The organism is Cyclobacterium xiamenense, assembly GCF_900109255.1.
GTDB classification, from domain to species: domain Bacteria; phylum Bacteroidota; class Bacteroidia; order Cytophagales; family Cyclobacteriaceae; genus Cyclobacterium; species Cyclobacterium xiamenense.
The window spans coordinates 687,931-709,760 of record NZ_FNZH01000003.1; the positions used below are offsets into that span (position 1 = coordinate 687,931).

34 protein-coding genes are annotated in these 21,830 nt (G+C 46.9%); 33 read left to right on the top strand and 1 reads right to left on the bottom strand.

Annotated features, from left to right (window positions below):
- From rpsS to BMW71_RS12630, 33 genes are all read left to right on the top strand, one after another.
- Nucleotides 1-279 (top strand): 30S ribosomal protein S19, encoded by a 279-nt coding sequence (gene rpsS / locus BMW71_RS12470; RefSeq protein WP_009034213.1) that lies wholly within the window; start codon nucleotides 1-3, stop codon nucleotides 277-279.
- 2 nt (nucleotides 280-281) lie between these two features.
- Nucleotides 282-671 (top strand): 50S ribosomal protein L22, encoded by a 390-nt coding sequence (rplV, locus tag BMW71_RS12475; protein WP_092174303.1) that lies wholly within the window; start codon nucleotides 282-284, stop codon nucleotides 669-671.
- 3 nt (nucleotides 672-674) lie between these two features.
- Nucleotides 675-1,415: a 30S ribosomal protein S3 gene (gene rpsC / locus BMW71_RS12480; protein ID WP_092174305.1), complete on the top strand. Its 741-nt coding sequence runs from the start codon at nucleotides 675-677 to the stop codon at nucleotides 1,413-1,415.
- Nucleotides 1,416-1,435: 20 nt separating this feature from the next.
- Entirely contained in the window at nucleotides 1,436-1,858 is a 423-nt protein-coding gene (gene rplP, locus BMW71_RS12485; protein ID WP_092174308.1) for a 50S ribosomal protein L16, read from the top strand.
- Between the two features lie 4 nt (nucleotides 1,859-1,862).
- On the top strand, nucleotides 1,863-2,057 hold the full coding sequence (gene rpmC, locus BMW71_RS12490) for a 50S ribosomal protein L29 (protein WP_092174894.1): 195 nt from the start codon (nucleotides 1,863-1,865) through the stop codon (nucleotides 2,055-2,057).
- 8 nt (nucleotides 2,058-2,065) lie between these two features.
- Complete coding sequence (gene rpsQ, locus BMW71_RS12495; RefSeq protein ID WP_092174311.1) at nucleotides 2,066-2,329, top strand: 30S ribosomal protein S17; 264 nt, start codon at nucleotides 2,066-2,068, stop codon at nucleotides 2,327-2,329.
- Between the two features lie 3 nt (nucleotides 2,330-2,332).
- On the top strand, nucleotides 2,333-2,701 hold the full coding sequence (gene rplN / locus BMW71_RS12500) for a 50S ribosomal protein L14 (protein WP_092174314.1): 369 nt from the start codon (nucleotides 2,333-2,335) through the stop codon (nucleotides 2,699-2,701).
- 2 nt (nucleotides 2,702-2,703) lie between these two features.
- Nucleotides 2,704-3,048: a 50S ribosomal protein L24 gene (rplX, locus tag BMW71_RS12505; RefSeq protein ID WP_092174316.1), complete on the top strand. Its 345-nt coding sequence runs from the start codon at nucleotides 2,704-2,706 to the stop codon at nucleotides 3,046-3,048.
- Complete coding sequence (gene rplE / locus BMW71_RS12510) at nucleotides 3,041-3,601, top strand: 50S ribosomal protein L5 (protein WP_092174318.1); 561 nt, start codon at nucleotides 3,041-3,043, stop codon at nucleotides 3,599-3,601. The genes rplX and rplE overlap by 8 nt, the downstream gene beginning before the upstream one ends.
- 2 nt (nucleotides 3,602-3,603) lie before the next feature.
- Nucleotides 3,604-3,873, top strand: coding sequence for a 30S ribosomal protein S14 (rpsN, locus tag BMW71_RS12515; RefSeq protein ID WP_026956459.1), 270 nt, complete (start codon nucleotides 3,604-3,606; stop codon nucleotides 3,871-3,873).
- Between the two features lie 83 nt (nucleotides 3,874-3,956).
- On the top strand, nucleotides 3,957-4,352 hold the full coding sequence (gene rpsH / locus BMW71_RS12520) for a 30S ribosomal protein S8 (RefSeq protein WP_092174321.1): 396 nt from the start codon (nucleotides 3,957-3,959) through the stop codon (nucleotides 4,350-4,352).
- 9 nt (nucleotides 4,353-4,361) lie between these two features.
- Nucleotides 4,362-4,919 carry a 50S ribosomal protein L6 gene (gene rplF / locus BMW71_RS12525; RefSeq protein ID WP_092174323.1) on the top strand — a complete coding sequence of 186 codons (558 nt, stop codon included), beginning with the start codon at nucleotides 4,362-4,364 and terminating at the stop codon, nucleotides 4,917-4,919.
- A 7-nt stretch (nucleotides 4,920-4,926) separates the two neighbouring features.
- Entirely contained in the window at nucleotides 4,927-5,277 is a 351-nt protein-coding gene (rplR, locus tag BMW71_RS12530) for a 50S ribosomal protein L18 (RefSeq protein WP_092174326.1), read from the top strand.
- A 5-nt stretch (nucleotides 5,278-5,282) separates the two neighbouring features.
- Complete coding sequence (rpsE, locus tag BMW71_RS12535) at nucleotides 5,283-5,801, top strand: 30S ribosomal protein S5 (protein ID WP_092174329.1); 519 nt, start codon at nucleotides 5,283-5,285, stop codon at nucleotides 5,799-5,801.
- 4 nt (nucleotides 5,802-5,805) lie between these two features.
- Complete coding sequence (gene rpmD / locus BMW71_RS12540; RefSeq protein WP_206670817.1) at nucleotides 5,806-5,985, top strand: 50S ribosomal protein L30; 180 nt, start codon at nucleotides 5,806-5,808, stop codon at nucleotides 5,983-5,985.
- A 53-nt stretch (nucleotides 5,986-6,038) separates the two neighbouring features.
- Nucleotides 6,039-6,485 carry a 50S ribosomal protein L15 gene (gene rplO / locus BMW71_RS12545; protein WP_092174334.1) on the top strand — a complete coding sequence of 149 codons (447 nt, stop codon included), beginning with the start codon at nucleotides 6,039-6,041 and terminating at the stop codon, nucleotides 6,483-6,485.
- A gap of 3 nt (nucleotides 6,486-6,488) precedes the next feature.
- Entirely contained in the window at nucleotides 6,489-7,808 is a 1,320-nt protein-coding gene (secY, locus tag BMW71_RS12550; RefSeq protein ID WP_092174337.1) for a preprotein translocase subunit SecY, read from the top strand.
- A 2-nt stretch (nucleotides 7,809-7,810) separates the two neighbouring features.
- Entirely contained in the window at nucleotides 7,811-8,584 is a 774-nt protein-coding gene (gene map / locus BMW71_RS12555) for a type I methionyl aminopeptidase (RefSeq protein ID WP_092174339.1), read from the top strand.
- A 2-nt stretch (nucleotides 8,585-8,586) separates the two neighbouring features.
- A complete protein-coding gene (gene infA, locus BMW71_RS12560; protein ID WP_073095415.1) occupies nucleotides 8,587-8,805 on the top strand; it encodes a translation initiation factor IF-1 in 219 nt (72 codons plus the stop codon).
- A gap of 53 nt (nucleotides 8,806-8,858) precedes the next feature.
- Complete coding sequence (gene rpmJ / locus BMW71_RS12565; protein WP_092174341.1) at nucleotides 8,859-8,975, top strand: 50S ribosomal protein L36; 117 nt, start codon at nucleotides 8,859-8,861, stop codon at nucleotides 8,973-8,975.
- Nucleotides 8,976-8,980: 5 nt separating this feature from the next.
- On the top strand, nucleotides 8,981-9,358 hold the full coding sequence (gene rpsM, locus BMW71_RS12570; protein WP_092174343.1) for a 30S ribosomal protein S13: 378 nt from the start codon (nucleotides 8,981-8,983) through the stop codon (nucleotides 9,356-9,358).
- Between the two features lie 15 nt (nucleotides 9,359-9,373).
- Nucleotides 9,374-9,772 (top strand): 30S ribosomal protein S11, encoded by a 399-nt coding sequence (rpsK, locus tag BMW71_RS12575; RefSeq protein ID WP_092174346.1) that lies wholly within the window; start codon nucleotides 9,374-9,376, stop codon nucleotides 9,770-9,772.
- A 17-nt stretch (nucleotides 9,773-9,789) separates the two neighbouring features.
- Nucleotides 9,790-10,395 (top strand): 30S ribosomal protein S4, encoded by a 606-nt coding sequence (gene rpsD, locus BMW71_RS12580; RefSeq protein ID WP_092174349.1) that lies wholly within the window; start codon nucleotides 9,790-9,792, stop codon nucleotides 10,393-10,395.
- 32 nt (nucleotides 10,396-10,427) lie between these two features.
- Complete coding sequence (locus BMW71_RS12585; RefSeq protein WP_092174351.1) at nucleotides 10,428-11,417, top strand: DNA-directed RNA polymerase subunit alpha; 990 nt, start codon at nucleotides 10,428-10,430, stop codon at nucleotides 11,415-11,417.
- Nucleotides 11,418-11,423: 6 nt separating this feature from the next.
- Nucleotides 11,424-12,053, top strand: coding sequence for a 50S ribosomal protein L17 (gene rplQ / locus BMW71_RS12590; protein WP_092174354.1), 630 nt, complete (start codon nucleotides 11,424-11,426; stop codon nucleotides 12,051-12,053).
- A 126-nt stretch (nucleotides 12,054-12,179) separates the two neighbouring features.
- A complete protein-coding gene (carA, locus tag BMW71_RS12595) occupies nucleotides 12,180-13,271 on the top strand; it encodes a glutamine-hydrolyzing carbamoyl-phosphate synthase small subunit (protein WP_092174357.1) in 1,092 nt (363 codons plus the stop codon).
- A 20-nt stretch (nucleotides 13,272-13,291) separates the two neighbouring features.
- Nucleotides 13,292-14,569, top strand: coding sequence for a phosphopyruvate hydratase (gene eno, locus BMW71_RS12600; protein ID WP_092174360.1), 1,278 nt, complete (start codon nucleotides 13,292-13,294; stop codon nucleotides 14,567-14,569).
- Between the two features lie 124 nt (nucleotides 14,570-14,693).
- Nucleotides 14,694-14,981 carry an FtsB family cell division protein gene (locus BMW71_RS12605; protein WP_092174896.1) on the top strand — a complete coding sequence of 96 codons (288 nt, stop codon included), beginning with the start codon at nucleotides 14,694-14,696 and terminating at the stop codon, nucleotides 14,979-14,981.
- A complete protein-coding gene (locus BMW71_RS12610; RefSeq protein WP_174238239.1) occupies nucleotides 14,962-15,540 on the top strand; it encodes a hypothetical protein in 579 nt (192 codons plus the stop codon). The genes BMW71_RS12605 and BMW71_RS12610 overlap by 20 nt, the downstream gene beginning before the upstream one ends.
- 15 nt (nucleotides 15,541-15,555) lie before the next feature.
- Nucleotides 15,556-16,392, top strand: a complete 837-nt coding sequence (locus BMW71_RS12615) for a serine O-acetyltransferase (protein ID WP_092174363.1) — start codon at nucleotides 15,556-15,558, stop codon at nucleotides 16,390-16,392.
- Between the two features lie 11 nt (nucleotides 16,393-16,403).
- Nucleotides 16,404-17,282, top strand: a complete 879-nt coding sequence (cysM, locus tag BMW71_RS12620) for a cysteine synthase CysM (protein ID WP_092174366.1) — start codon at nucleotides 16,404-16,406, stop codon at nucleotides 17,280-17,282.
- Between the two features lie 251 nt (nucleotides 17,283-17,533).
- Nucleotides 17,534-18,748 carry a hypothetical protein gene (locus tag BMW71_RS12625; protein ID WP_092174368.1) on the top strand — a complete coding sequence of 405 codons (1,215 nt, stop codon included), beginning with the start codon at nucleotides 17,534-17,536 and terminating at the stop codon, nucleotides 18,746-18,748.
- A gap of 196 nt (nucleotides 18,749-18,944) precedes the next feature.
- Nucleotides 18,945-19,973 carry a sugar phosphate isomerase/epimerase family protein gene (locus BMW71_RS12630; RefSeq protein ID WP_092174371.1) on the top strand — a complete coding sequence of 343 codons (1,029 nt, stop codon included), beginning with the start codon at nucleotides 18,945-18,947 and terminating at the stop codon, nucleotides 19,971-19,973.
- 130 nt (nucleotides 19,974-20,103) lie between these two features.
- On the opposite strand, the gene lysS is transcribed toward BMW71_RS12630, so the two are convergent.
- The gene (gene lysS / locus BMW71_RS12635) at nucleotides 20,104-21,828 is read right to left on the bottom strand and encodes a lysine--tRNA ligase (protein WP_092174374.1); all 1,725 of its coding nucleotides are present in this window, start codon (nucleotides 21,826-21,828) and stop codon (nucleotides 20,104-20,106) included.
- Nucleotides 21,829-21,830: the final 2 nt, after the last annotated feature.

A 21,830-nucleotide genomic window follows, 5' to 3' on the forward strand; every position in this document is an offset into this window, starting at 1 on the left:
ATGGCACGTTCGTTAAAAAAAGGCCCGTATATAGAGCATCATTTGGCAAAGAAGGTGGACGTCATGAATGAGTCCGGAAAGAAATCCGTGATCAAGACCTGGTCAAGGCGGTCCATGATATCACCGGATTTTGTTGGGCATACCTTTGCAGTGCATAACGGAAATAAATTTATTCCAGTTTTTGTTACCGACAATATGGTGGGCCACAAGCTGGGGGAATTTGCACCTACACGAAATTTCCGTGGACACATCGCCAAAAAAGATAAAGGAAAGAGATAATCATGGAAGCAATAGCAAAATTAAAAAATGTTCCAACCTCTCCGAGGAAAATGCGTTTGGTTGCAGATCTGGTCAGAGGGAAGAAAGTAGGTCACGCCTTAAGTATCCTTAAGTTTACGCCCAACCATGGTGCCATCAGGCTTGAAAAGCTGTTGTTGTCAGCGATCGCAAACTGGCAGGCTAAAAATCCAGATGAGAAACTGGAAGATGCGGAGCTGTATGTGAAGACGATTGCTGTGGATAGCGGCAGGATGTTGAAAAGGCTACGACCTGCACCCCAGGGAAGAGCCCACCGAATCCGCAAAAGATCAAATCATGTAACGTTAGTTGTGGACTCCTATGAAGGAGGCGTTACCGCTGAAAGTGTTGAATCAAATGAAAATGAAGACTAGAATATGGGACAAAAAGTTAACCCAATTGGTTTAAGGCTTGGTATCATAAAGGGGTGGGACTCTAACTGGTATGGTGGACGTGATTTCGCCGAGAAGCTTTACGAAGACCAGAATATCAGAAATTATGTATTTGCCAGGATTCCCAAGGGAGGTATTTCCAAGGTTATCATCGAGCGTACCCTCAAGCGGATTACCCTGACCATTCAGACGGCTCGTCCTGGAGTAGTTATCGGTAAAGGTGGTTCTGAGGTTGATAAATTGAGAGAAGAGCTGAAGAAGCTTACCAATAAGGATGTTCAGATCAACATATTTGAGATCAAACGTCCGGAGTTGGATGCCAAGTTGGTGGGAGAATCTATTGCCCAGCAATTGGAGGCGCGGATTTCTTTTCGAAGGGCGATGAAACAGTCGATTGCTGCCACCATGCGCGTAGGTGCAGAAGGCATCAAGGTGAAGCTCTCCGGGAGACTGGGAGGAGCTGAGATGGCCAGATCCGAGATGTACAAGGAGGGTAGAATTCCCCTGCACACCATTCGTGCAGATGTGGATTATGCCATTTCTGAGGCGCAAACGGTATATGGGAAAATCGGTATTAAAGTATGGATCTTCAAGGGTGAGGTGTACGGCAAACGAGATCTTTCTCCAAATTTGAGTTCCGCTAGCGATGCTAAGGGCAATGCGCCAGCTGGAAACAGACGTAGGAGAGAGGGTGGTGGCCCCAAGAGAAGAAAAAGAAATAATTAAACATCTTTAACTGAGCGATCATGTTACAGCCAAGAAGAACGAAATTTAGAAAAATGCATAAAGGGAGGATCAAGGGGATTGCCCAAAGAGGCCACACGTTGGCTTTTGGCAACTTCGGCATCAAATCCCTTGAGCCTGGATGGATCACTTCGAGACAGATAGAAGCGGCCCGTATTGCCATGACGCGAGCCATGAAGCGGGAAGGACAGGTTTGGATTCGAATTTTTCCAGATAAACCCATTACCAAGAAGCCTGCAGAGGTACGAATGGGAAAAGGTAAAGGAGCGCCCGAATATTGGGTAGCGGTGATTAAGCCGGGGACGATCCTTTTTGAAGCAACGGGAGTTTCGGTGGAAGTAGCGCAAGAAGCGTTGCGACTGGCCCAACAAAAGCTACCGGTAAGCACAAAGTTTGTCGTACGTAGAGATTACGCTGGATCATAAGATGATGAAAAATTCCGAAATCAACGCTCTGACGGAGAGCGAAATCACAGAGCGCATTGCCGCAGAAAAGGAGAACCTGACAAAATTACGTTTTGCTCACGCGATATCTCCGATAGAGAATCCAAATAGAATTAGAGAATCAAGACGTTTGGTTGCGAGGTTGCATACTTTTTTACGAGCCAAACAACTAGCTAAATAAGAAACACAATGGCTACAATAGAAAGAAACCTTCGTAAAGAAAGAATCGGTAAGGTGGTTAGCAACAAGATGGACAAGTCCATCACCGTAGCTGTGGAGCGGAGAGTAAAACATCCTATTTACGGTAAATTTGTTGGGAAAACCACCAAATTCACTGCTCATGACGAAAACAACGAATGCAACCCGGGAGACCTGGTGCGCATCAGTGAAACGCGTCCGCTGAGTAAAAATAAACGTTGGAGATTGGTAGAAATAATTGAAAGGGCTTTATAAATCATGATACAGCAGGAATCCAGATTAAGTGTAGCGGACAATTCAGGCGCCAAAGAAGTGCTTGTCATTCGCGTATTGGGTGGTACCAAAAGAAGGTACGCCTCTATTGGAGACAAGGTTGTGGTCACGGTAAAATCGGCCCTCTCATCCAGTAATATGAAAAAAGGTACCGTTTCAAAAGCGGTGATCGTGCGGACGCGAAAAGAAGTCCGAAGAAAAGACGGGTCCTATATCCGGTTTGAAGACAACGCTGCCGTGCTCCTCAATAACAACGACGAACCCAGGGGGACCCGTATTTTCGGTCCCGTCGCCAGGGAACTCAGGGAGAAGCAGTTTATGAAAATTGTATCTTTGGCCCCCGAAGTATTGTAAACATGGAAAGAAAATTCAATAAGCAACCAAAATTGCACATCAAATCCGGAGATACCGTTTTGATCATCGCCGGAGATGAAAAAGGCAAAAAAGGTAAAATCCTTTCTGTCGATCAGGCCAAACGAAGGGCCATAGTGGAAGGAATGAATATGGTAACCAAACATATCAAGCCGACGGCCACTACGCCTCAGGGAGGTATCGAGAAGAAAGAGGCTCCCATTCACATTAGTAACCTAAAGTTGGTGGATCCCAAAACGGGAGACGGGACACGAATCGGGAGAAAACGAAATGAGGACGGAAAATTAGTAAGGTACTCTAAGAAAACCGGGGAGGTGATCAATGGCTAAACCTAGATTAAAAGAAAAATTCGATAACGAAATCACGGCTGAGCTGAAGGAAAAGTTTCAGTTTACCAGCGTGATGCAGGTACCTAAGTTGACCAAAATAGTTTTGAACAAAGGTATCGGTGCTGCTGTAGCGGATAAAAAGCTAGTGGACCAGGGAGTGGAAGAGCTTTCACTCATTACCGGTCAACGAGCCGTCGCGACAAAAGCAAAGAATTCTATTTCCAATTTCAAATTGAGAGACGGGATGCCGATCGGAGCCAAGGTTACCTTGCGGGGAGACCGCATGTACGAATTCCTTGATCGGTTGGTTAGCATTGCATTGCCAAGGGTTCGGGATTTCAAGGGGATCTCTGACAAAGGTTTTGACGGCCGGGGAAATTACACCTTGGGTGTTACCGAACAAATCATTTTCCCCGAAATCAGCATCGAAAAGGTAAACCGGATTTCCGGAATGGATATCACGCTTGTTACCAGTACCAACAGTGACGAAGAAGCCTACGCCTTGTTGAAGTCCCTGGGAATGCCTTTCGTAAACAAAAATAAAGTAGAATAACCATGGCAAGAGAATCAATCAAAGCCCGCGAGAGAAAAAGAGAACGATTGGTGGCAAAATATGCCAAAAAACGTGCGGAACTCAAGGCGGCAGGTGATTATGAAGCATTGGACAAGCTTCCTAAAAATGCCTCTCCAGTAAGACTTCATAACCGGTGCAAACTTACAGGCCGACCCAAAGGATACATGAGAAAATTTGGTATCAATCGGGTGACTTTCAGAGAAATGGCTTCGGCGGGAAAAATTCCAGGTGTAACCAAGTCTAGCTGGTAAAAATTATATAATAGTTTTTATTCTAAATTTCATTGTGTAACTTTGCAGGCCCGTTCGGGTTTTGCAGTTAGACTAATACAAATATGACTGATCCAATAGCTGATTATCTCACCAGGTTGAGGAATGCCATCAAGGCTTCCCACCGGATAGTAGAAATTCCTGCTTCTAACATTAAAAAAGAACTTACAAAGGTTCTTTTCGATAAGGGTTACATTCAAAACTATAAGTTTGTGGAGGAAGGACCTCAAGGGACCATTAAGATTGCCTTGAAATATAACCCACAAACCAAAGAGAACGCAATTGTAAGCCTTTCCCGAATTAGCAAGCCAGGTTTAAGAAAGTATGTAAATAAAGATTCCCTTCCCAGAGTGATCAACGGTTTGGGAATTGCCGTTTTATCCACCTCCAAGGGGGTGATGACGGACAAGGAAGCCCGTGTGGAAGGCATCGGTGGAGAAGTCCTTTGTTACGTATATTAATTCATAGATATGTCTAGAATAGGTAAAAAACCAATAAATATACCGGCGGGTGTGACTGTAGACGTTTCTGAGCACAATCAGGTAACTGTTAAAGGTCCCAAAGGTACACTGGTACAGGAGGTGAATCCTGATATATCGGTAAAAGTCGAGGACAATCAGGTGGTTTTTGAACGACCAACCGATTCGAAGCGGCACAAATCATTGCATGGGCTCTACCGTTCCCTGGTGAACAACATGGTCACAGGAGTGAACGAAGGATACAAAAAAGAATTGGAATTGGTGGGTGTAGGATACAAGGCCACAAACCAGGGGCAGGTGATCGAACTTTCTCTTGGATATTCCCACAACATTTTTTTAATGGTTCCTCAGGAAATAGCTGTCAAAACAGAAACTCCCAAAGGGAAAAACCCGCTGATCACACTGGAAGGAATTGACAAAGAGTTGATTGGACAGGTGGCCGCAAAAATCAAGTCGCTACGGAAAGTTGAGCCGTTTAAAGGCAAAGGTGTACGATTTGTTGGTGAGTATATTAGACGTAAAGCTGGTAAAACTGCCGCTAAAAAATAATTAGAAGATGGCTTTCAAGAAAAGAATTAGACGACTGAGAATTAAAAAAGGTATCCGAAGAAAGATCTCCGGTACCGATGCCCGGCCCAGGCTTTCTGTCTTTAAGAGCAATACGGGTATCTATGCACAGCTGATTGACGATCTGAAAGGGCAGACGCTTGCAGCTGCATCTTCCAAGGAATTTGGAGCCAGCAAGAATGTTAACGTCACCGTGTCAAAAGAGGTTGGCAAAAAACTGGCTGAAAAGGCAGTTGCCAATGGTTTGAACGAGGTCGTTTTTGACCGAAGCGGGTACCTGTACCATGGAAATGTTAAAGCTTTGGCCGAAGGAGCCAGAGAAGGAGGCCTTAAATTTTAATCATTATGTCCCAAATAAGCAAAAAACCCATTCGGGCTACAGATACAGAACTAAGCGAAAAAGTCGTTGCCATAAACCGGGTGGCGAAAGTGGTCAAAGGGGGACGAAGGTTTTCCTTTTCCGCGATCGTGGTGGTTGGCGACGGTAAAGGTGTGGTTGGTTACGGCCTCGGTAAGGCCAATGAGGTAACCGATGCCATTACCAAAGGAATAGAAGATGCCAAAAAGAATCTGATCCAGGTACCCTTGTTGAAAGGGACCATCCCGCACGAACAGCTGGGTAAGTACGGAGGAGGATTGGTGTTGGTAAAGCCAGCAGCTCCAGGTACCGGTGTTCTTGCCGGTGGTGCGATGCGGGCGGTTTTGGAAAGTGCCGGTTATACCGATATTCTTGCCAAATCCAAAGGGTCTTCCAACCCACACAATGTGGTGAAGGCGACAATAGATGCCTTGGTTCACCTACGGGATGCCATCGCAGTTTCTCAGCAGAGAAGAGTTAAATTATCGAAAGTATTTAATGGGTAATCACATGGCGAAGGTTCAAATAACTCAGATCAGAAGCATCATCAAGCGGCCAAAAAACCAAAAAGCGACCATCGCTGCACTTGGTTTGGGGAAAATCAACAAGACCGTGGAGAAGGAAAATACCCCTCAGCTGCAAGGAATGATCAATAAAGTCAGCCATTTAGTTAAGGTACAGGACGTTTAATCGGAGACTATTTCCACTTCGTACGCGTTACACCATTCGAAAACTCAATCAAAATGAAATTACATACATTAAAGCCTGCGGAAGGCTCCGTTAAGTCCAGAAAAAGGATTGGCCGAGGGCAGGGTTCCGGCAGAGGCGGCACATCTACCAGAGGTCACAAAGGGGCTAAATCCCGATCCGGTTACAAGTCGAAATTGGGCTTTGAGGGTGGTCAGATGCCCTTGCAGCGAAGGATTCCTAAATTCGGGTTTACCAACCACAACCGCGTGGCTTACCAGGCCATCAACCTGGATACCCTGCAGCAGCTGGCTACCGATTTGAGCGTGGATACCATCGATTTTGATTTGTTGCACCAAAATGGACTTGTTTCCAAGAAAGATCTTGTAAAAGTCCTCGGAAGAGGCGAACTTACTTCCAAAATCAACGTAAGTGCGCACAATTTCTCCGCATCGGCTGTTGCTGCTATCGAAAAGGCCGGAGGATCTGTAAATAAGATTTAATTCATGAAAAAGTTTATTACAACAGTAAAGAACATCTTTTCGATTGAGGATCTGCGAATTAGAATCCTGAACACGGTAGGCTTGCTTATCGTTTTCAGGGTTGGTTCGTTTGTGGTCCTCCCGGGTGTGGACCCAAGTCGTCTTGGAGAAGCCGCCTCCGGTATTTTCGGATTGATTGATACCTTTCTGGGTGGTTCTTTCAGCAGGGCTTCCATATTTGGTTTGGGTATTATGCCCTATATATCTGCTTCAATTGTATTGCAATTGTTGACTGTTGGGGTACCTTATTTCCAAAAACTGCAAAAAGAGGGTGAGTCCGGTAGAAAACGGATCAATCAGATAACTCGCGTTTTAACCATCCTGATAACATTTGCGCAAGGTATTGGCTACATTACGGCCACCATTCCTGACGAGGCAATCGTTGTAGAAAGCAAGGTTTTGTTTATGGTTTCCAGCTTGATATTGCTTACGGCTGGCACCATGTTCTGTATGTGGATTGGTGAAAAAATTACCGAAAAAGGCATCGGAAATGGTATTTCCATGCTGATCATGATCGGTATTATTTCGGCACTTCCCGGCGCAATCATTTCAGAAAGCTTATCTAAGGGTGGTGGGGGAATTCTCCTCCTTATTCTGGAAGCAGTTGTTCTTTTCTTTGTGGTGGTAGGTGTAGTAGCCCTAACCGAAGCGGTCAGACGGATTCCGGTGCAGTATGCCAAGCAAGTAGTCGGCGGCAAGGTATATGGAGGACAGCGGCAATACATTCCAATAAAAGTAAATGCTTCAGGGGTGATGCCGATTATTTTCGCGCAGTCGTTAATGTTTTTGCCTGCGTTGATCGCACAGATTTGGGCGGAAACAAGTGACATTGCTTCGTACATTGGGACCACGTTTAGTGATTTCACCTCTTGGCAATACAATTTGGTATTCGCGGTGATGATCATTCTGTTTACCTTCTTCTATACAGCGATCACAGTGAATCCGGAGCAGATTGCCGAAGACATGAAACGGAACGGCGGATTTGTTCCAGGTATCAAGCCTGGCGCACCTACCTCTGAATTCATCGATAATATTATCTCCAGGATAACGCTGCCCGGTTCCATTTTGCTGGCCCTTGTAGCTATCATGCCGGCATTTGCAATTATTGCAGGAGTAAGTGGTGAATTTGCGCAGTTTTACGGGGGAACGTCGCTGTTGATTATGGTTGGGGTGATTCTGGATACCCTACGCCAAATTGAAAGCTATCTGCTGATGAGGCATTACGAAGGAATGATGAAAAGTGGAAACATGAAGAATGATCCTTCCAGTTTCGCTGTAGCTTAACGATGATACAGTTTAAAAGCGAGGAGGAAATTGAGATAATCAAAGAAAGTGCACAGATCCTGGGAAAAGCCCACGGTGAAGTTGCCAAATATGTAAAAGAAGGGGTAAAGACCGCTTTTTTAGACAAGATTGCCGAGGAGTTTATACGAGATCATGGAGGGGTTCCGTCCTTCAAAGGATACAATGGTTTTCCTTCTTCTCTGTGTATCTCAGTGAACGAAGTAGTTGTTCATGGATTCCCCGGTCAGTATCAATTGAAAGATGGCGATATAATCTCGATAGATTGTGGAGTCTTTCACCAAGGTTTTCATAGCGATTCCGCTTATACTTACCCTGTTGGTGAAGTTTCTCCTAAAATTACCACACTTTTAAAGGCGACCGAAGAATCCCTGTATTTGGGAATCGAAAATGCGGTTTATGGCAAGCGTGTGGGTGATATCGGTCACGCCATCCAAAAATTTATCGAAGCGAAGGGATATACCGTAGTTCGGGAGTTAGTCGGACATGGCTTAGGTCGTTCACTTCACGAGGCCCCCGAGGTACCCAATTGGGGGAAGCGAGGCAGTGGAGCCAAGTTACAGCGAGGGATGGTGATTGCGATTGAGCCCATGGTGAATCTGGGGACGCGCAATGTGGTGCAGGAACGAGATGGTTGGACCATCCGCACGGCAGACCGCAGGCCATCTGCCCATTTTGAGCACACGGTTGCGATATTTGAAGACCGGACGGAAATATTGACGACGCATCGGTTTATAGAAGAGAATTTTAAACGTTAATTATGGCTAAACAAGCATCTATAGAACAGGACGGGACTATTGTTGAAGCATTGTCCAATGCAATGTTCAAAGTTGAATTGGAAAATGGGCACCAGTTGATTGCACATATTTCTGGTAAAATGCGGATGAACTACATCAAGATATTGCCCGGGGACAAGGTGAAGCTGGAAATGTCTCCTTACGACCTTTCTAAAGGCAGGATTGTTTACCGCTACAAGTAAGCCCAGTGGCTTAATGTGATCAACAGGTTAGTGTAAAGAAAATAAGTATTGATATGAAAGTTAAAGCATCTGTTAAGAAAAGAAGCGTTGACTGTAAGGTAATCCGGAGGAAAGGAAAGCTTTATGTGATCAACAAGAAGAATCCAAAATTTAAACAACGACAAGGTTAATAACTATGGCTAGAATTGCAGGTGTCGATATACCCGACAATAAACGTGGTGAAATAGGCCTTACCTATATTTTTGGTATTGGAAGGAGTACTGCCCGGGCCATTCTAACGAAGGCCGGTATCTCATTGGATAAGAAGGCTGGTGAATGGGACGATGATGAGTCAACGGCCATCAGAAATATCATTGCCGAGGAATACAAGACCGAAGGTGTACTTAAATCTGAAGTACAGTTAAGTATCAAAAGGTTGATGGATATTGGTTGTTACAGGGGTTTGCGTCACCGGAAGGGTTTACCTGTGCGGGGACAAAAGACAAAAAATAACGCCCGGACCAGAAAAGGTAAGAGAAAAACTGTTGCCAATAAGAAGAAAGCGACTAAATAAATCCTGACATAGATTATGGCTCAGAAAAGAAACGAAAAGACCAAAGCTAAAAAGCGGGTTGTTAAAGTAGAAGCGGTGGGACAGGCCCATATCAAGGCTTCCTTTAATAATATCATTATTTCCATCACGAATACCTCAGGTCAGGTGATTTCCTGGGCTTCTGCCGGTAAGATGGGATTCAGAGGATCAAAAAAGAATACGCCGTATGCAGCTCAGATGGCTGCGCAGAATTGCGGTCAGGTTGCGTATGATCTCGGACTACGGAAGGTAGAAGTTTTTGTTAAAGGTCCGGGTGCCGGTAGGGAATCCGCTATCAGAACCTTACAGAATGTAGGCTTGGATGTGACCACCATTACGGATGTGACTCCACTGCCGCACAATGGTTGTCGCCCTCCCAAACGCAGAAGAGTTTAATTTAAAGAAAGATACGCATGGCTAGATATAGAGGTCCCAAAGCAAAAATTGCCAGAAAGTTTGGCGAGCCCATCGAAGGGCATAGCAAAGTGCTTCAAAAGAAAAATTATCCTCCTGGTATGCATGGGAGGGGTAGACGAAAGAAGCAGTCCGAATTTGCCATCCAACTTATGGAGAAGCAAAAAGCCAAATACATCTACGGGGTATTGGAGCGACAATTTGCGCGCATGTTTAACATTGCTTCCCGAAAGAAAGGGGTAACCGGTGAAAACCTGTTGCAACTTTTGGAAGCCCGACTGGATAACACCGTGTTTCGGTTGGGGATTTCTCCCACCCGAAGAGGAGCACGGCAGTTGGTTTCTCACAAACACATCCTTGTAAATGGAGTCGTGGTGAATATTCCTTCATTTTTATTGAAGCCAGGTGATGTGGTGGCTGTGAGAGAAAAGTCCAAATCCCTGGAAGCGATTACAGAAAGTCTTAGAGGAAGAGGTACAACCCGGTATAGCTGGTTGGAATGGGACAATGGATCCCTCAGCGGAAAGTTCGTGAGCGTTCCTTTGCGGGAAGATATCCCCGAGAACATCAAAGAGCAGCTGATCGTAGAATTGTACTCTAAGTAATCATTTACATTCCTATAAAAAGAATTAAAGATATGTCCATATTAGCATTTCAAATGCCAGAGAAAGTGGTAATGGAAAAAGCAGACGATTTTCACGGTCTGTTTACCTTCAAGCCACTTGAAAAAGGATACGGGGTAACCATAGGTAATGCCCTTCGAAGGATTCTTTTGTCTTCACTGGAGGGATATGCCATCACTGCGGTCAAACTGCCAGGTGTGGTGCATGAATTCTCTAGTATTGAAGGAGTGGTTGAAGACGTTACCGATATCATTCTTAATCTTAAGCAGGTTCGGTTTAAGAAGATTCACGACGCGATTGACAACAAGATCACGGTGGAGGTAAAAAACCAGGATGTATTTACGGCAGGTGATATCGCTAAGTTCACGACTTCCTTCGAGGTATTGAACCCTGATTTGGTCATATGTCACCTGGACGATTCCAAAAGCCTGGAGATTGAACTCACCATCGATAAGGGTCGGGGATATCTGCCTGCGGAAGAGTCCAAACCAAAGGAGCAAATATATGGCACCATCTCGGTGGACGCGATATTTACGCCCATAAAAAACGTAAAATACAGGATTGAAAACACCCGTGTGGAGCAAAAAACGGATTATGAGCAACTGATCATGGAGGTGAGTACCGACGGGTCAATCCATCCGGAAAAGGCCCTGCAGGAATCGGCTAAAATTCTGATCCAACATTTTATGTTGTTTTCCGATCAGACCATGGTGATCGATGCCCCCGGTAGCGGAGCGATTGAACCAATTGATGAGGAATACCTGCACATGCGGAAGTTGCTCAAAACTTCGCTTAGTGATCTGGATCTGTCAGTAAGGGCCTACAACTGCCTTAAAGCTGCGGACGTGAAGACCCTCGGTGATTTGGCCAAACTTGAGATTTCTGACATGATGAAGTTTAGGAATTTCGGAAAAAAATCACTGGCCGAATTGGAGCAGTTGATCCAGGAAAAAGGCTTGACTTTTGGCATGGATCTGTCTAAGTATAAACTTGATGAAGAATAATTAAAAATGAGACACGGTAAGAAATTTAACCATCTGGGTAGAACCGCCTCACATAGAAAGGCCATGCTATCGAATATGGCAAAGTCTCTCTTGGAACACAAGCGGATCAGTACTACCCTTGCCAAAGCCAAGGAGCTGAGGAAATACGTAGAACCCCTGATCACCAAAGCAAAAGAAGACTCCACCCACAACCGCCGGGTAGCTTTTGGATACCTCAAAAATAAAGAAGCCATCAAGCTCCTCTTTGGAGAGGTAGTAGAGAAGGTTGGAAATCGACCGGGAGGCTATACGCGCATTATCAAAACCGGCTATCGGCTCGGGGACAATGCCGAAATGTGCATCATCGAATTGGTTGACTTCAACGAATTGATGTTGAAGGAAGAGCAGCCAGCCAAAAAAGCCGGTAGAAGGAGAAGCAGAAGAGGATCAGGTAAGAGCAGTGATACTGCAGGCACCGGTGCAGCTGCGGAAACATCCGAGAAATCAGAAAGTAAATCCACCAAGACCGAAGGCAGCGATGAAGTGGTTTCCGAAACTCCGGTTTCAGAAGCCCCTGAGGCCGCTGCTGCTGACGAGCCTAAGGCCTCCGAGGAGCAGGATGGCGGTGAAAAGGAGGATGACAAAAAGTCTGAATAATTTATGCTCCCAATGAATGAAAAAAAGTAGGGATTGGCCGTTAGGTTCAATCCCTTTTTTATATCCTTTTGGTTGAATGCTTTCTCCTACTTAGAAAATTCTTAAATTTGCCTATCAAAAATTGATATGAACAAGAAAAAAGCCACCCTTCTTTTAGCAGATGGAACGGTCTTCACCGGAAGCCTGGTAGGTAGCCATGGAACCAATGGCGGAGAAATCTGCTTCAATACCGGAATGACGGGATACCAGGAAATATATACCGATCCCTCCTACACCGGACAAATCATCGTCAACACCACCCCGCATATTGGAAATTACGGGGTGATTGATGAGGACCAACAGTCTGATCGGCCCTTGATCGCCGGGATTGTGGTCAACGATTTTTCCGAGATCTATAGCCGTCTGGATGCCACAGAATCCCTTCAAGAGTACCTGGAACGACACGGAATCACCGGAATAGCTGACGTAGACACCCGTAAGTTGGTAAGGCACATCCGTTCCAAAGGGGCGATGAATGCGATCATTAGTTCTGAGTTTGACGACCTGGAAACGTTGAAATCGGAATTGGCCCGGGTGCCGGATATGAATGGCCTGGAGTTGTCTTCCACCGTATCCACCACTGAGCCCTATTTTTTCGGAGATGAAAATGCCCCGATCAGAGTAGCCTGTGTGGATTATGGTATCAAAAGGAATATCCTGCGATGCCTGGCTGATCGTGGTGTGTATTGCAAGGTGTTTCCTGCAAAGACCTCCTTTTCCGATATGGAAGCCTGGCATCCGGATGCCTATTTCCTTTCCAACGGACCCGGTGATCCAGCCGTTATGGGGTATGCGGTTGCGACCACCAAAGAAATTCTGGAACAAGACAAACCGCTTTTTGGGATCTGTCTCGGGCATCAGATTCTCGCCAGGGCTTGCAATGTTTCTACCTATAAAATGCACCACGGCCACCGGGGATTGAATCATCCCATCAAAAACCTGCTTACCGGAAAGAGTGAAATCACGTCTCAAAACCACGGGTTTGTGGTTACCCGTGAGGATATTGATCAAAACGATCAACTTGAGATTACCCACCTGCACCTAAACGACGGCACGGTAGCCGGGATCAAACTGAAAAACAAACGTGCGTTTTCCGTACAATACCATCCGGAAAGCGCTCCCGGGCCGCACGATTCCCGATACCTCTTTGAACAATTTATCTCCCTAATACAGAACTAAATCATTAACCTTATTTTGTTATGACATTGATACAATCCATTCACGCAAGACAGATTTTAGATTCCAGGGGCAACCCCACGGTAGAAGTAGATGTATTTACAGAAAACGGAGCCTTCGGAAGGGCCGCTGTTCCTAGCGGCGCCTCTACCGGTGTGCACGAGGCGGTAGAGTTACGAGACGGAGACAAAAGCGTCTACATGGGAAAGGGTGTGTTGAAAGCAGTGGCCAATGTAAACGATGTGATCGCCCCGGAACTGGTTGGTTTTGATATTTTTGAGCAGAACCAGATTGATCAGCTCATGATTAGCCTGGACGGCACCAAAAATAAATCCAAACTGGGAGCCAATGCTATCCTTGGGGTATCGCTTGCCGTAGCCAAAGCTGCTGCCATGGAGTCCGGGCAACCCCTGTACCGGTACATTGGAGGCGTAAATGCCAATACACTTCCCGTTCCAATGATGAACATCCTGAATGGAGGCTCCCACGCCGATAATGGGATTGATTTCCAGGAGTTCATGGTGATGCCCGCCGGCGCTTCTTCCTTCTCCGAATCGCTGCGTATGGGTGCACAGATTTTTCACGAACTGAAGGCCGTATTGAAATCCAAAGGCCTCTCGACCAATGTAGGGGACGAAGGTGGGTTTGCACCAGATCTCAAAAATAACGTGGAAGCCATTGAAGTGGTGCTGCAAGCCATCGAGAAAGCCGGTTTCCGACCCGGAGAGGATGTGTTTATTGCCATGGATCCGGCCTCCTCGGAGTTTTATGACGAGGAGCGCGGTTTGTACGTGTTTAAGAAATCTACCGGTGATGAGCTCACCTCCGAGCAGATGGTCAATTACTGGACAGAATGGGTGAACAAATACCCGATCAAATCCATCGAAGACGGCATGCAGGAAGACGATTGGAAGGGTTGGAAAATGATGACCGAAGCCGTCGGCGATAAAATCCAAATCGTAGGTGACGATCTTTTTGTAACCAATGTGGAGCGATTGCAGAAAGGAATCGATGCAAACGTGGCCAACGCCTTGCTGGTAAAAGTAAACCAAATCGGTTCGCTGACCGAAACCATCAACGCCGTGGACCTTTGCCACCGAAACAAATACAAATCCGTGATGTCTCACCGATCCGGTGAAACCGAAGATTCCACGATTGCCGATCTGGCCGTGGCACTCAATACCGGGCAGATCAAAACGGGGTCGGCTTCCCGTTCGGATCGAATGGCTAAATACAATCAATTGATTCGTATTGAAGAGCAGTTGGGCGATGCGGCTTATTTTCCAGGCTTGAAGTTTTAATACCAGCGGATCCCCGTTTTTACCGGTAAACGCATCGGTTACCATGAAAACCCCTCACGCGGAGGCAACCGTGAGGGGTTTTTGTTTTTCTTTTGATATATTTGTACAAACTTCGAAGCGGACCATGGCCAAGTATTTGAAATATACCAAAAACTTCTACTTCGTATTTACCGTTTTATTCATTGTCTGGATGGTTTTTATTGACAGCAATGACATCATCAGCCATTTTAAACTCCGTTCCAAATTGAGCGATTTGGAAAACCAACGGGAATTCTACCAGGAGCGGAAGGAAAAAATTAAGGCGGAAAGAGAGGAATTGCTCAGCAATTACGAACTACTCGAGAAATTTGCGCGGGAGCGCTATTTGATGAAACGGAAAACGGAAGATCTCTATGTTATTGTGGAAGAGTAAATACCTGCCGTTATCGGGCGTATCGTTGGTGTTTCTTTTTTTTATGGGAACTGCGTTTCCCGCAATGGCCCAACGGGTCATTTATCCCGAAGACAATCCACCATTGGAAGAGCGGGTGTATTTTGGTGGTAATTTCAGCCTTCAGTTTGGTACGGTCACTTTTGTGGATATTTCTCCCCTTGCAGGAGCCATGATCACCGATAAGTATTCTGCAGGTCTCGGAGCTACCTACCAATATTTAAACAATCGGTTTGTTCCGAATGCGGACGCGCACATTTACGGAGGCAGGATTTTCAACCGATACAACGTGCTCCCACGATTCTTTTTGCATGCCGAGTATGAGGCCCTGAACGTCGAAGTAGCCAACCTGATTCCCAACACGAATGAAATTGTGATAAGCCGTGACTGGGTACCCGGTTTATTTGGCGGAGCAGGTTATTTTACCCCCTTTGGGGAGCGCGGTGGTATTAATTTCATGCTGCTCTACAACTTTTCCTACGATAACATAAGATCGCCATACAGTGAACCATATGTGATCAGAGTGGGTTTTGTATTTTAAAGCTACGAAAAAAGCATGGATTCATTTATAGATCGCTTGCATCAAGCTCACAATCATTGTCCGGAATGTCCCTCACCCAAAGTCATCAACCGGTTTTTCGATGAGGTCCTGGGGATGCTTTTCCCGGAACATGCGCATGAGATTTACCGCGAACGCGGGAATCTCGAATCGAAATTTTTTGATTTACAGGTGCAACTTCGGAAAGTTTTAAAAAATAATGAAGCCCTTCACAAAGGCGATGGTGAAAAGCTTGCCGATGCTTTTTTTGACCGTCTGGAAAAGGAGGTTTTCGAGCGCGTGCACGAAGATCTGCAGGCGATGTTTGAGGGAGACCCAGCCGCCAAATCCAAAACGGAAATTATTCGTTGTTACCCAGGGTTTTATGCGATTGCTGCCTACCGGATCGCTCACTTGTTGCACACGCTGGGCATTGGTTTAATCCCCCGAATGATCACCGAATACGCACATAGCAAAACTGGGGTAGACATCCATCCTGGCGCTAAAATTGGCCGGTATTTTTGCATAGACCATGCAACGGGAATTGTGATCGGTGAAACCACCCGGGTAGGAGACCGTGTGAAAATCTACCAGGGCGTTACCCTTGGTGCCTTAAGCGTAAACAAAGAAGATGCGGACAAAAAACGACACCCGACGATCGAAGACGACGTGGTCATCTATGCCGGGGCCACCATACTCGGCGGCGATACCGTCATCGGTCAGGGAAGCGTGGTCGGCGGCAACGTATGGCTGACCAAAAGTATCCCGGCCAAAAGCAAGATTTATTACCAAACCAAAATCTACGACGGCTCTTCCAACCTCACAGATTTTTACGTGTTGAAAAGTGACGCCTGATTTTCCAGCCTATGAAGTTATTTGAGTTGATCGGGAATACGCCCTTAATCGATCTACAGACTATTCCCGAAAATCCCCGGGTTAACATCCGTTGCAAATTGGAAGGCCAGAATCCCGGAGGATCCGTTAAGGATCGCGCGGCCTATCAAATGATTCGTGCGGCACTTGACCGTGGGGACATTCGGAAAGGCTCCCGGTTGGTAGAAGCCACGTCGGGCAATACCGGAATTGCCCTGGCAATGGTGGCCAATTTGCTGGGAGTAGAGATGACCCTGGTCATGCCGGATAACTCTACCAAAGAGCGCATTCTATCCATGGAAGCCTATGGGGCCCGGGTGATTTTAACTCCCGCTGAAAAAACCATCGAGCATTCGCGAACGCTGGCAGAGGAAATGGCCCGATCGGAGGGGTATTTTATGTTGAATCAGTTTGCCAATCCGGATAATTACCGCGCACACTACCAAACCACCGGACCGGAAATCTACCGGGACACGGATGGCAAGGTCACCCACTTTGTTTCGGCCATGGGGACCACCGGCACCATCATGGGGGTATCCAGGTACTTAAAAGAAAAAAATCCTGCCATTCAGATCGTCGGCACCCAACCCACAGACGGATCCAGTATTCCCGGTATCCGCAGGTGGTCCCCGGAATTTCTCCCAAAAATTTTTGAACCGGAACGGGTAGATCAGGTGATTGACGTGAGTCAGGAACAGGCCACGGCCATGACCCGTCGCATGGCGCGCGAAGAAGGTATCCTGGCGGGAATGAGTAGCGGGGGCGCACTGCATGCAGCAATGGAGCTTTCCAAAACACTGGAGGAGGGACTGATCGTGTGTATTACCTGCGATCGAGGCGATCGCTACCTGAGTTCGGATCTTTTCGGCTGATGGCCGTAAAACCGGCATTCACTGCGGACATGGGTAGGTTTGATGTGTATCGGGGATTGCCCCTTCCGCTCTGACCAGGAAAGCCTACCCAACCGAAATAGCTCGTATCCGGCGGTTTCGACCTCCAATACAGGTACAAGTGTAGGGTAAATCCCTGTCGACCCATTCGGTGTATTTCCTTTCAGGAATGGAAACGATCCCTGAAAGCAAATCCCTTGGTCGGCGTAGACAAAACCCGTATATTTCCACCTATGAAAGATTACCCTGCCCTAAAGAAGGAATGCCAGACGAATTCGGATTTCACCGCACGAATTATCGACGAGTTTCTCGTGTATTACGCAGCAGATAAGGACAAACTCGGAAAAGAAGCGGACCTGCGGCTGGGTTCGTATCGGCACATTTCTGCCGATATGGATAAAAGTTGGCTAAACATGCTCAAGTCGCAGTACATTGTGCACCGGGTAATGAAAGCCGGCGGGCTTATTCACAAATACGTAAACCATGCGGCCATTTCCAGAATGCCCGAAGAGGACCGGGATTGGTTGCGGAAGCAGGCGGAGACCCCCTGGAAATTTAGTTTCTCTCGGATTCTCGATAGTCCGGAAAAAGATTTTTATTCCATGGAAGATCTTTTTACCGGTGAGGAGTACCTGCTTTACTCGACCGGGATCAGCCATATTTTGGCCCAACAGGGGGAAATGGAAACATGGTTTAATCTGATTGGCTACAATGGCGCCTGCTGGCAAACCTTTGGACCTATATCCGGTTTCCAGAGCTTTTCCGCAGACGATATTTTCTTCTTCGCTACCGAACTGAATCCAATGATCGCTTCGGAAGAGGAATTACTCGCCGATGTCGCGAAAAATCCGGTGCCCTACATGATGCTGTTTGCACGGTCCAACTACCCATTGACCGTTCACGAGGGAGAAGTATTGGAATTGATCATTTTTGGAATAGAAGAGCAGGAAGTTCCCGTAGCCTCCATGGAAAAGGATTTTTTGGTGGATCAGGTGGCGTCCGTATACCGAATACGCCTCAAAGATTGGGAGGGGAAACCCCATTTTGCAGCGGCCTATTACGATAGTGAAGAACGTTTTTTACAGGTTACCGCCATGACACAGCGGGGATATGCAGTATTGGCCGAAGCCCTTCGGAAGCACCGACTTCCCGTAGAAGAAGAAGCCGATATTTACCTGCGTCCGGCCATGCTCACCGCCACAGAGGAGCTACTAAAACGGGAAATCGAACTGATGCCGTATGAACTGTTGTTTGAGAAGGAGGATCCGGAGGTGGAGGAAGAGCTGGAGAGGCTCAATGCGTTTATTGGATTGGCCCTGCCTGACTTAAATGCCGGAAAAGAACCCGATGTGGAACGCCTTGCAGCACAGGTTGGGCTGGATCTCGAGGCAAACAGGGATGCCATCCAGCAAATTTTTGCGGAGTTTCACAAAAAAATGAAAAAATAGGTCGGGAGTTTATCCTTCGGCATGCCGTGCAGCGGAAAAAAAGCGGTTCCAGTTGGACGGGGGAGGTAGCCTTGGAGAGAATTGGAGGCGGCCATTGGAATCGGTCGTTTTCTGTATTTTGCATATTGGGTAGAAATTGGTTCCTTTTTTCAATTTTTGCAACTAACTTTCCCACACAAATAAAATAACAATACCCATGGAAAACCGAAGATCTTTTTTGATCAAATCCACGCTGGGACTGGTAGGCGTAAGCCTTTCTCCTTCCTGGCTTCAAGGAGCTCCGTCCATTATCCGAAGCTACAACAAACCGAATTCTAAGATAAACGGAGTGCAGATTGGGTGCATTACCTACTCGTTTCGCTCCATGCCCGACCAAAGTGCAGAAGCGACCTTGAACTATGTCACCGAAAGCGGCATCAATGCCATAGAACTGATGGGGGGTCCTGCCGAAAGCTTTGCGGGGATGCCAGCGTCGACGCTTGACAGAAGGAAGTTTTACCAGCTTATGGGCAAGCAACGCCGGGGAGAATCGCTAAGCACCGATGAAAGCAAGGAATTGCAGGAATTGCAAAAGGAATCGGAAGCATATGGGGAACTGGTTGCCGAATGGCGGTCCAAGACGGATTTCAAGTCCTTCGAAAAGTTGAAAAAAATATATAAGGATGCGGGTGTCAGCATTTATGCGTTTAAGCCGGCTGCATTTGGACAGGGCAATTCCGACGCGGAAATTGCGTACGGCATGAAAGCTGCCAAAGCGCTAGGGGCTTCACACGTGACCCTGGAACACCCCTCCAACGATGCCCATACGCAGAAGTTGGGGAAAATGGGAGAAACCCACCGGATGGCCGTCGGTTACCATGGGCACGAACAACAGACCTTTGATTTTTGGGACACCGCGTTGGCACAAAGTCCTGCAAACGGCTTGAATTTTGACGCAGGCCATTACGTCGCTGCCGGTCATACCGATATCATGGATTTGCTCAAAAAACAACACAAGCGAATCCTGAGCATGCACACCAAAGACCGGCAAACTCCCGCCAATGGGAAAGGAAACCTGCCTTGGGGAGAAGGGGACACGCCTCTTCCGGATATTTTGCAGCTGATTCGGGACGAGAAGTACCGTTTTCCTGCGACCATTGAGTTGGAGTATGCTGTTCCGGATGGTTCCGATGCCGTGAGGGAAGTGCAGAAATGCCTGGAGCACTGCCGAAAATTATTGGGGTAACCTTTCCAACGCCAGTCCTGGCAACAGGGCTTTGTCAGCTTTCCGATGAGAGGGTATCACTCGGTTTTCTCGATTGGTGGTAGAATAGAAGAAAAGCCCGGAGCGTTTTTTGCTCCGGGCCTATAATCAATCAATTTCCATTGATCCAGTTTTCCACGTCTTCCTTGCTGGGGTTGGCAACGTTTAGTTTTAATTTTTTTCGTTTTCCGCACACATCGTTAAACAACTTGCTGGGATTTTGTGCATGCAGCTGGTCCAGCGTATGAATGTTCAATTCGCGGATAACCGGAATCAGCGCCGCCGGGATACCAGCCTCCATGAAGTCCTCATCGGTCGCCACCTTCACTCGTTTTTCGGGTTTCATTTGCGGGAAAAATAACACCTCCTGAATGGTACTTTTATCGGTTAGGAGCATGCAAAGCCGATCGATTCCAATCCCCAGACCGGAAGTCGGCGGCATGCCGTACTCCAGGGCCCGGAGAAAATCTTCATCCATGGCCATGGCTTCGTCGTCACCTCTTGCTGCCAGTTTGAGTTGTTCTTCGAATCGCTCCCGCTGATCAATGGGATCGTTCAGCTCGGTGTAGGCATTGGCGATTTCCTTTCCATTGACAAAAAGCTCAAAGCGCTCCACCAAACCTGGCTTATTCCGGTGCTTTTTGGCCAGAGGCGTCATTTCGATCGGGTAGTCCGTGATGTAGGTGGGCTGGATCAGGTGGTCTTCTACTTTTTCACCGAAGATTTCATCGATCAGTTTCCCTTTTCCCATGCTGTCGTCCACGTCGATTTCCAACGCTGCACAGACCTTTCGCAAACCGGCCTCATCCAGGGTACTGACATCTATTCCTGTGTATTCCTGAATCGCATCAAACATGGAAAGGCGTTTGTAAGGGCCTGCAAACTCGATGATGTGCTCCCCGACTTTTGCTTGTGTGGAGCCCAGCACGCTACTGGCAATCTGCCCAAGTAGTTCTTCCACCATCTCCATCATCCACACGTAATCCTTGTAAGCCACGTAGATTTCCATGGAAGTAAACTCTGGATTGTGCGTTCGGTCCATGCCCTCATTCCGGAACATTTTCCCGATTTCGTACACCCCTTCGAACCCCCCGACGATCAGTCGTTTGAGGTAGAGCTCGTTGGCAATTCGTAGAAATAAGGGGATATCCAGCGCGTTGTGGTGGGTATCAAAGGGTTTGGCCGCCGCACCTCCGTGAACCTGCTGCAGAATGGGTGTTTCGACTTCCAGCCAGCCATGGTCATCGAAATACCTACGCATGGAAGAGATAACTTTGGAGCGGGTGACAAAAGTTGATTTCACCTCCGGATTGACGATCAGGTCCACGTACCGCTGCCGGTACCGGAGTTCGGGATCGGTGAAGCCATCGTATACATTGCCCTCATCGTCTCTTTTTACGATGGGCAACGGTTTTATGGATTTGGACAACAAGGTGAATTCCTGAACGTGCAGGGAAATTTCCCCGGTTTGGGTGGTGAAAATAAATCCTTTGAGACCGATAAAATCGCCGATACCCAACAATTTCTTAAAGACGGTATTGTAGAGGGTTTTATCTTCGTCCGGGCAGATATCGTCTCGCCGCACATAGATTTGAAGCCGACCGTAGCTATCCTGAATCTCCGCAAAACTGGCCGAACCCATGATGCGTCGGGTCATGAGTCTTCCGGCGATGCTGATGTTCTTGTAGTCGTTTTTTCGGTTTTCGTAGTTTTTATGGATATCTGCAGAGGTGGCATTGATGGGGTAAGAAAGGGCAGGGTATGGGTCAATACCCAGCTGTAGTAAGGCCTCTCTGTCTTTTCTTCGTTCTATCTCCTGTTCGTTCAGTAATTGCATGT

Coding starts and splice junctions, on each gene's coding strand:
- rpsS (WP_009034213.1), top strand. CDS start 1: ATGGCACGTTCGTTAAAAAAAGGCCCGTATATAGAGCATCATTTGGCA.
- rplV (WP_092174303.1), top strand. CDS start 282: ATGGAAGCAATAGCAAAATTAAAAAATGTTCCAACCTCTCCGAGGAAA.
- rpsC (WP_092174305.1), top strand. CDS start 675: ATGGGACAAAAAGTTAACCCAATTGGTTTAAGGCTTGGTATCATAAAG.
- rplP (WP_092174308.1), top strand. CDS start 1,436: ATGTTACAGCCAAGAAGAACGAAATTTAGAAAAATGCATAAAGGGAGG.
- rpmC (WP_092174894.1), top strand. CDS start 1,863: ATGAAAAATTCCGAAATCAACGCTCTGACGGAGAGCGAAATCACAGAG.
- rpsQ (WP_092174311.1), top strand. CDS start 2,066: ATGGCTACAATAGAAAGAAACCTTCGTAAAGAAAGAATCGGTAAGGTG.
- rplN (WP_092174314.1), top strand. CDS start 2,333: ATGATACAGCAGGAATCCAGATTAAGTGTAGCGGACAATTCAGGCGCC.
- rplX (WP_092174316.1), top strand. CDS start 2,704: ATGGAAAGAAAATTCAATAAGCAACCAAAATTGCACATCAAATCCGGA.
- rplE (WP_092174318.1), top strand. CDS start 3,041: ATGGCTAAACCTAGATTAAAAGAAAAATTCGATAACGAAATCACGGCT.
- rpsN (WP_026956459.1), top strand. CDS start 3,604: ATGGCAAGAGAATCAATCAAAGCCCGCGAGAGAAAAAGAGAACGATTG.
- rpsH (WP_092174321.1), top strand. CDS start 3,957: ATGACTGATCCAATAGCTGATTATCTCACCAGGTTGAGGAATGCCATC.
- rplF (WP_092174323.1), top strand. CDS start 4,362: ATGTCTAGAATAGGTAAAAAACCAATAAATATACCGGCGGGTGTGACT.
- rplR (WP_092174326.1), top strand. CDS start 4,927: ATGGCTTTCAAGAAAAGAATTAGACGACTGAGAATTAAAAAAGGTATC.
- rpsE (WP_092174329.1), top strand. CDS start 5,283: ATGTCCCAAATAAGCAAAAAACCCATTCGGGCTACAGATACAGAACTA.
- rpmD (WP_206670817.1), top strand. CDS start 5,806: ATGGCGAAGGTTCAAATAACTCAGATCAGAAGCATCATCAAGCGGCCA.
- rplO (WP_092174334.1), top strand. CDS start 6,039: ATGAAATTACATACATTAAAGCCTGCGGAAGGCTCCGTTAAGTCCAGA.
- secY (WP_092174337.1), top strand. CDS start 6,489: ATGAAAAAGTTTATTACAACAGTAAAGAACATCTTTTCGATTGAGGAT.
- map (WP_092174339.1), top strand. CDS start 7,811: ATGATACAGTTTAAAAGCGAGGAGGAAATTGAGATAATCAAAGAAAGT.
- infA (WP_073095415.1), top strand. CDS start 8,587: ATGGCTAAACAAGCATCTATAGAACAGGACGGGACTATTGTTGAAGCA.
- rpmJ (WP_092174341.1), top strand. CDS start 8,859: ATGAAAGTTAAAGCATCTGTTAAGAAAAGAAGCGTTGACTGTAAGGTA.
- rpsM (WP_092174343.1), top strand. CDS start 8,981: ATGGCTAGAATTGCAGGTGTCGATATACCCGACAATAAACGTGGTGAA.
- rpsK (WP_092174346.1), top strand. CDS start 9,374: ATGGCTCAGAAAAGAAACGAAAAGACCAAAGCTAAAAAGCGGGTTGTT.
- rpsD (WP_092174349.1), top strand. CDS start 9,790: ATGGCTAGATATAGAGGTCCCAAAGCAAAAATTGCCAGAAAGTTTGGC.
- BMW71_RS12585 (WP_092174351.1), top strand. CDS start 10,428: ATGTCCATATTAGCATTTCAAATGCCAGAGAAAGTGGTAATGGAAAAA.
- rplQ (WP_092174354.1), top strand. CDS start 11,424: ATGAGACACGGTAAGAAATTTAACCATCTGGGTAGAACCGCCTCACAT.
- carA (WP_092174357.1), top strand. CDS start 12,180: ATGAACAAGAAAAAAGCCACCCTTCTTTTAGCAGATGGAACGGTCTTC.
- eno (WP_092174360.1), top strand. CDS start 13,292: ATGACATTGATACAATCCATTCACGCAAGACAGATTTTAGATTCCAGG.
- BMW71_RS12605 (WP_092174896.1), top strand. CDS start 14,694: ATGGCCAAGTATTTGAAATATACCAAAAACTTCTACTTCGTATTTACC.
- BMW71_RS12610 (WP_174238239.1), top strand. CDS start 14,962: ATGTTATTGTGGAAGAGTAAATACCTGCCGTTATCGGGCGTATCGTTG.
- BMW71_RS12615 (WP_092174363.1), top strand. CDS start 15,556: ATGGATTCATTTATAGATCGCTTGCATCAAGCTCACAATCATTGTCCG.
- cysM (WP_092174366.1), top strand. CDS start 16,404: ATGAAGTTATTTGAGTTGATCGGGAATACGCCCTTAATCGATCTACAG.
- BMW71_RS12625 (WP_092174368.1), top strand. CDS start 17,534: ATGAAAGATTACCCTGCCCTAAAGAAGGAATGCCAGACGAATTCGGAT.
- BMW71_RS12630 (WP_092174371.1), top strand. CDS start 18,945: ATGGAAAACCGAAGATCTTTTTTGATCAAATCCACGCTGGGACTGGTA.
- lysS (WP_092174374.1), bottom strand. CDS start 21,828: ATGCAATTACTGAACGAACAGGAGATAGAACGAAGAAAAGACAGAGAG.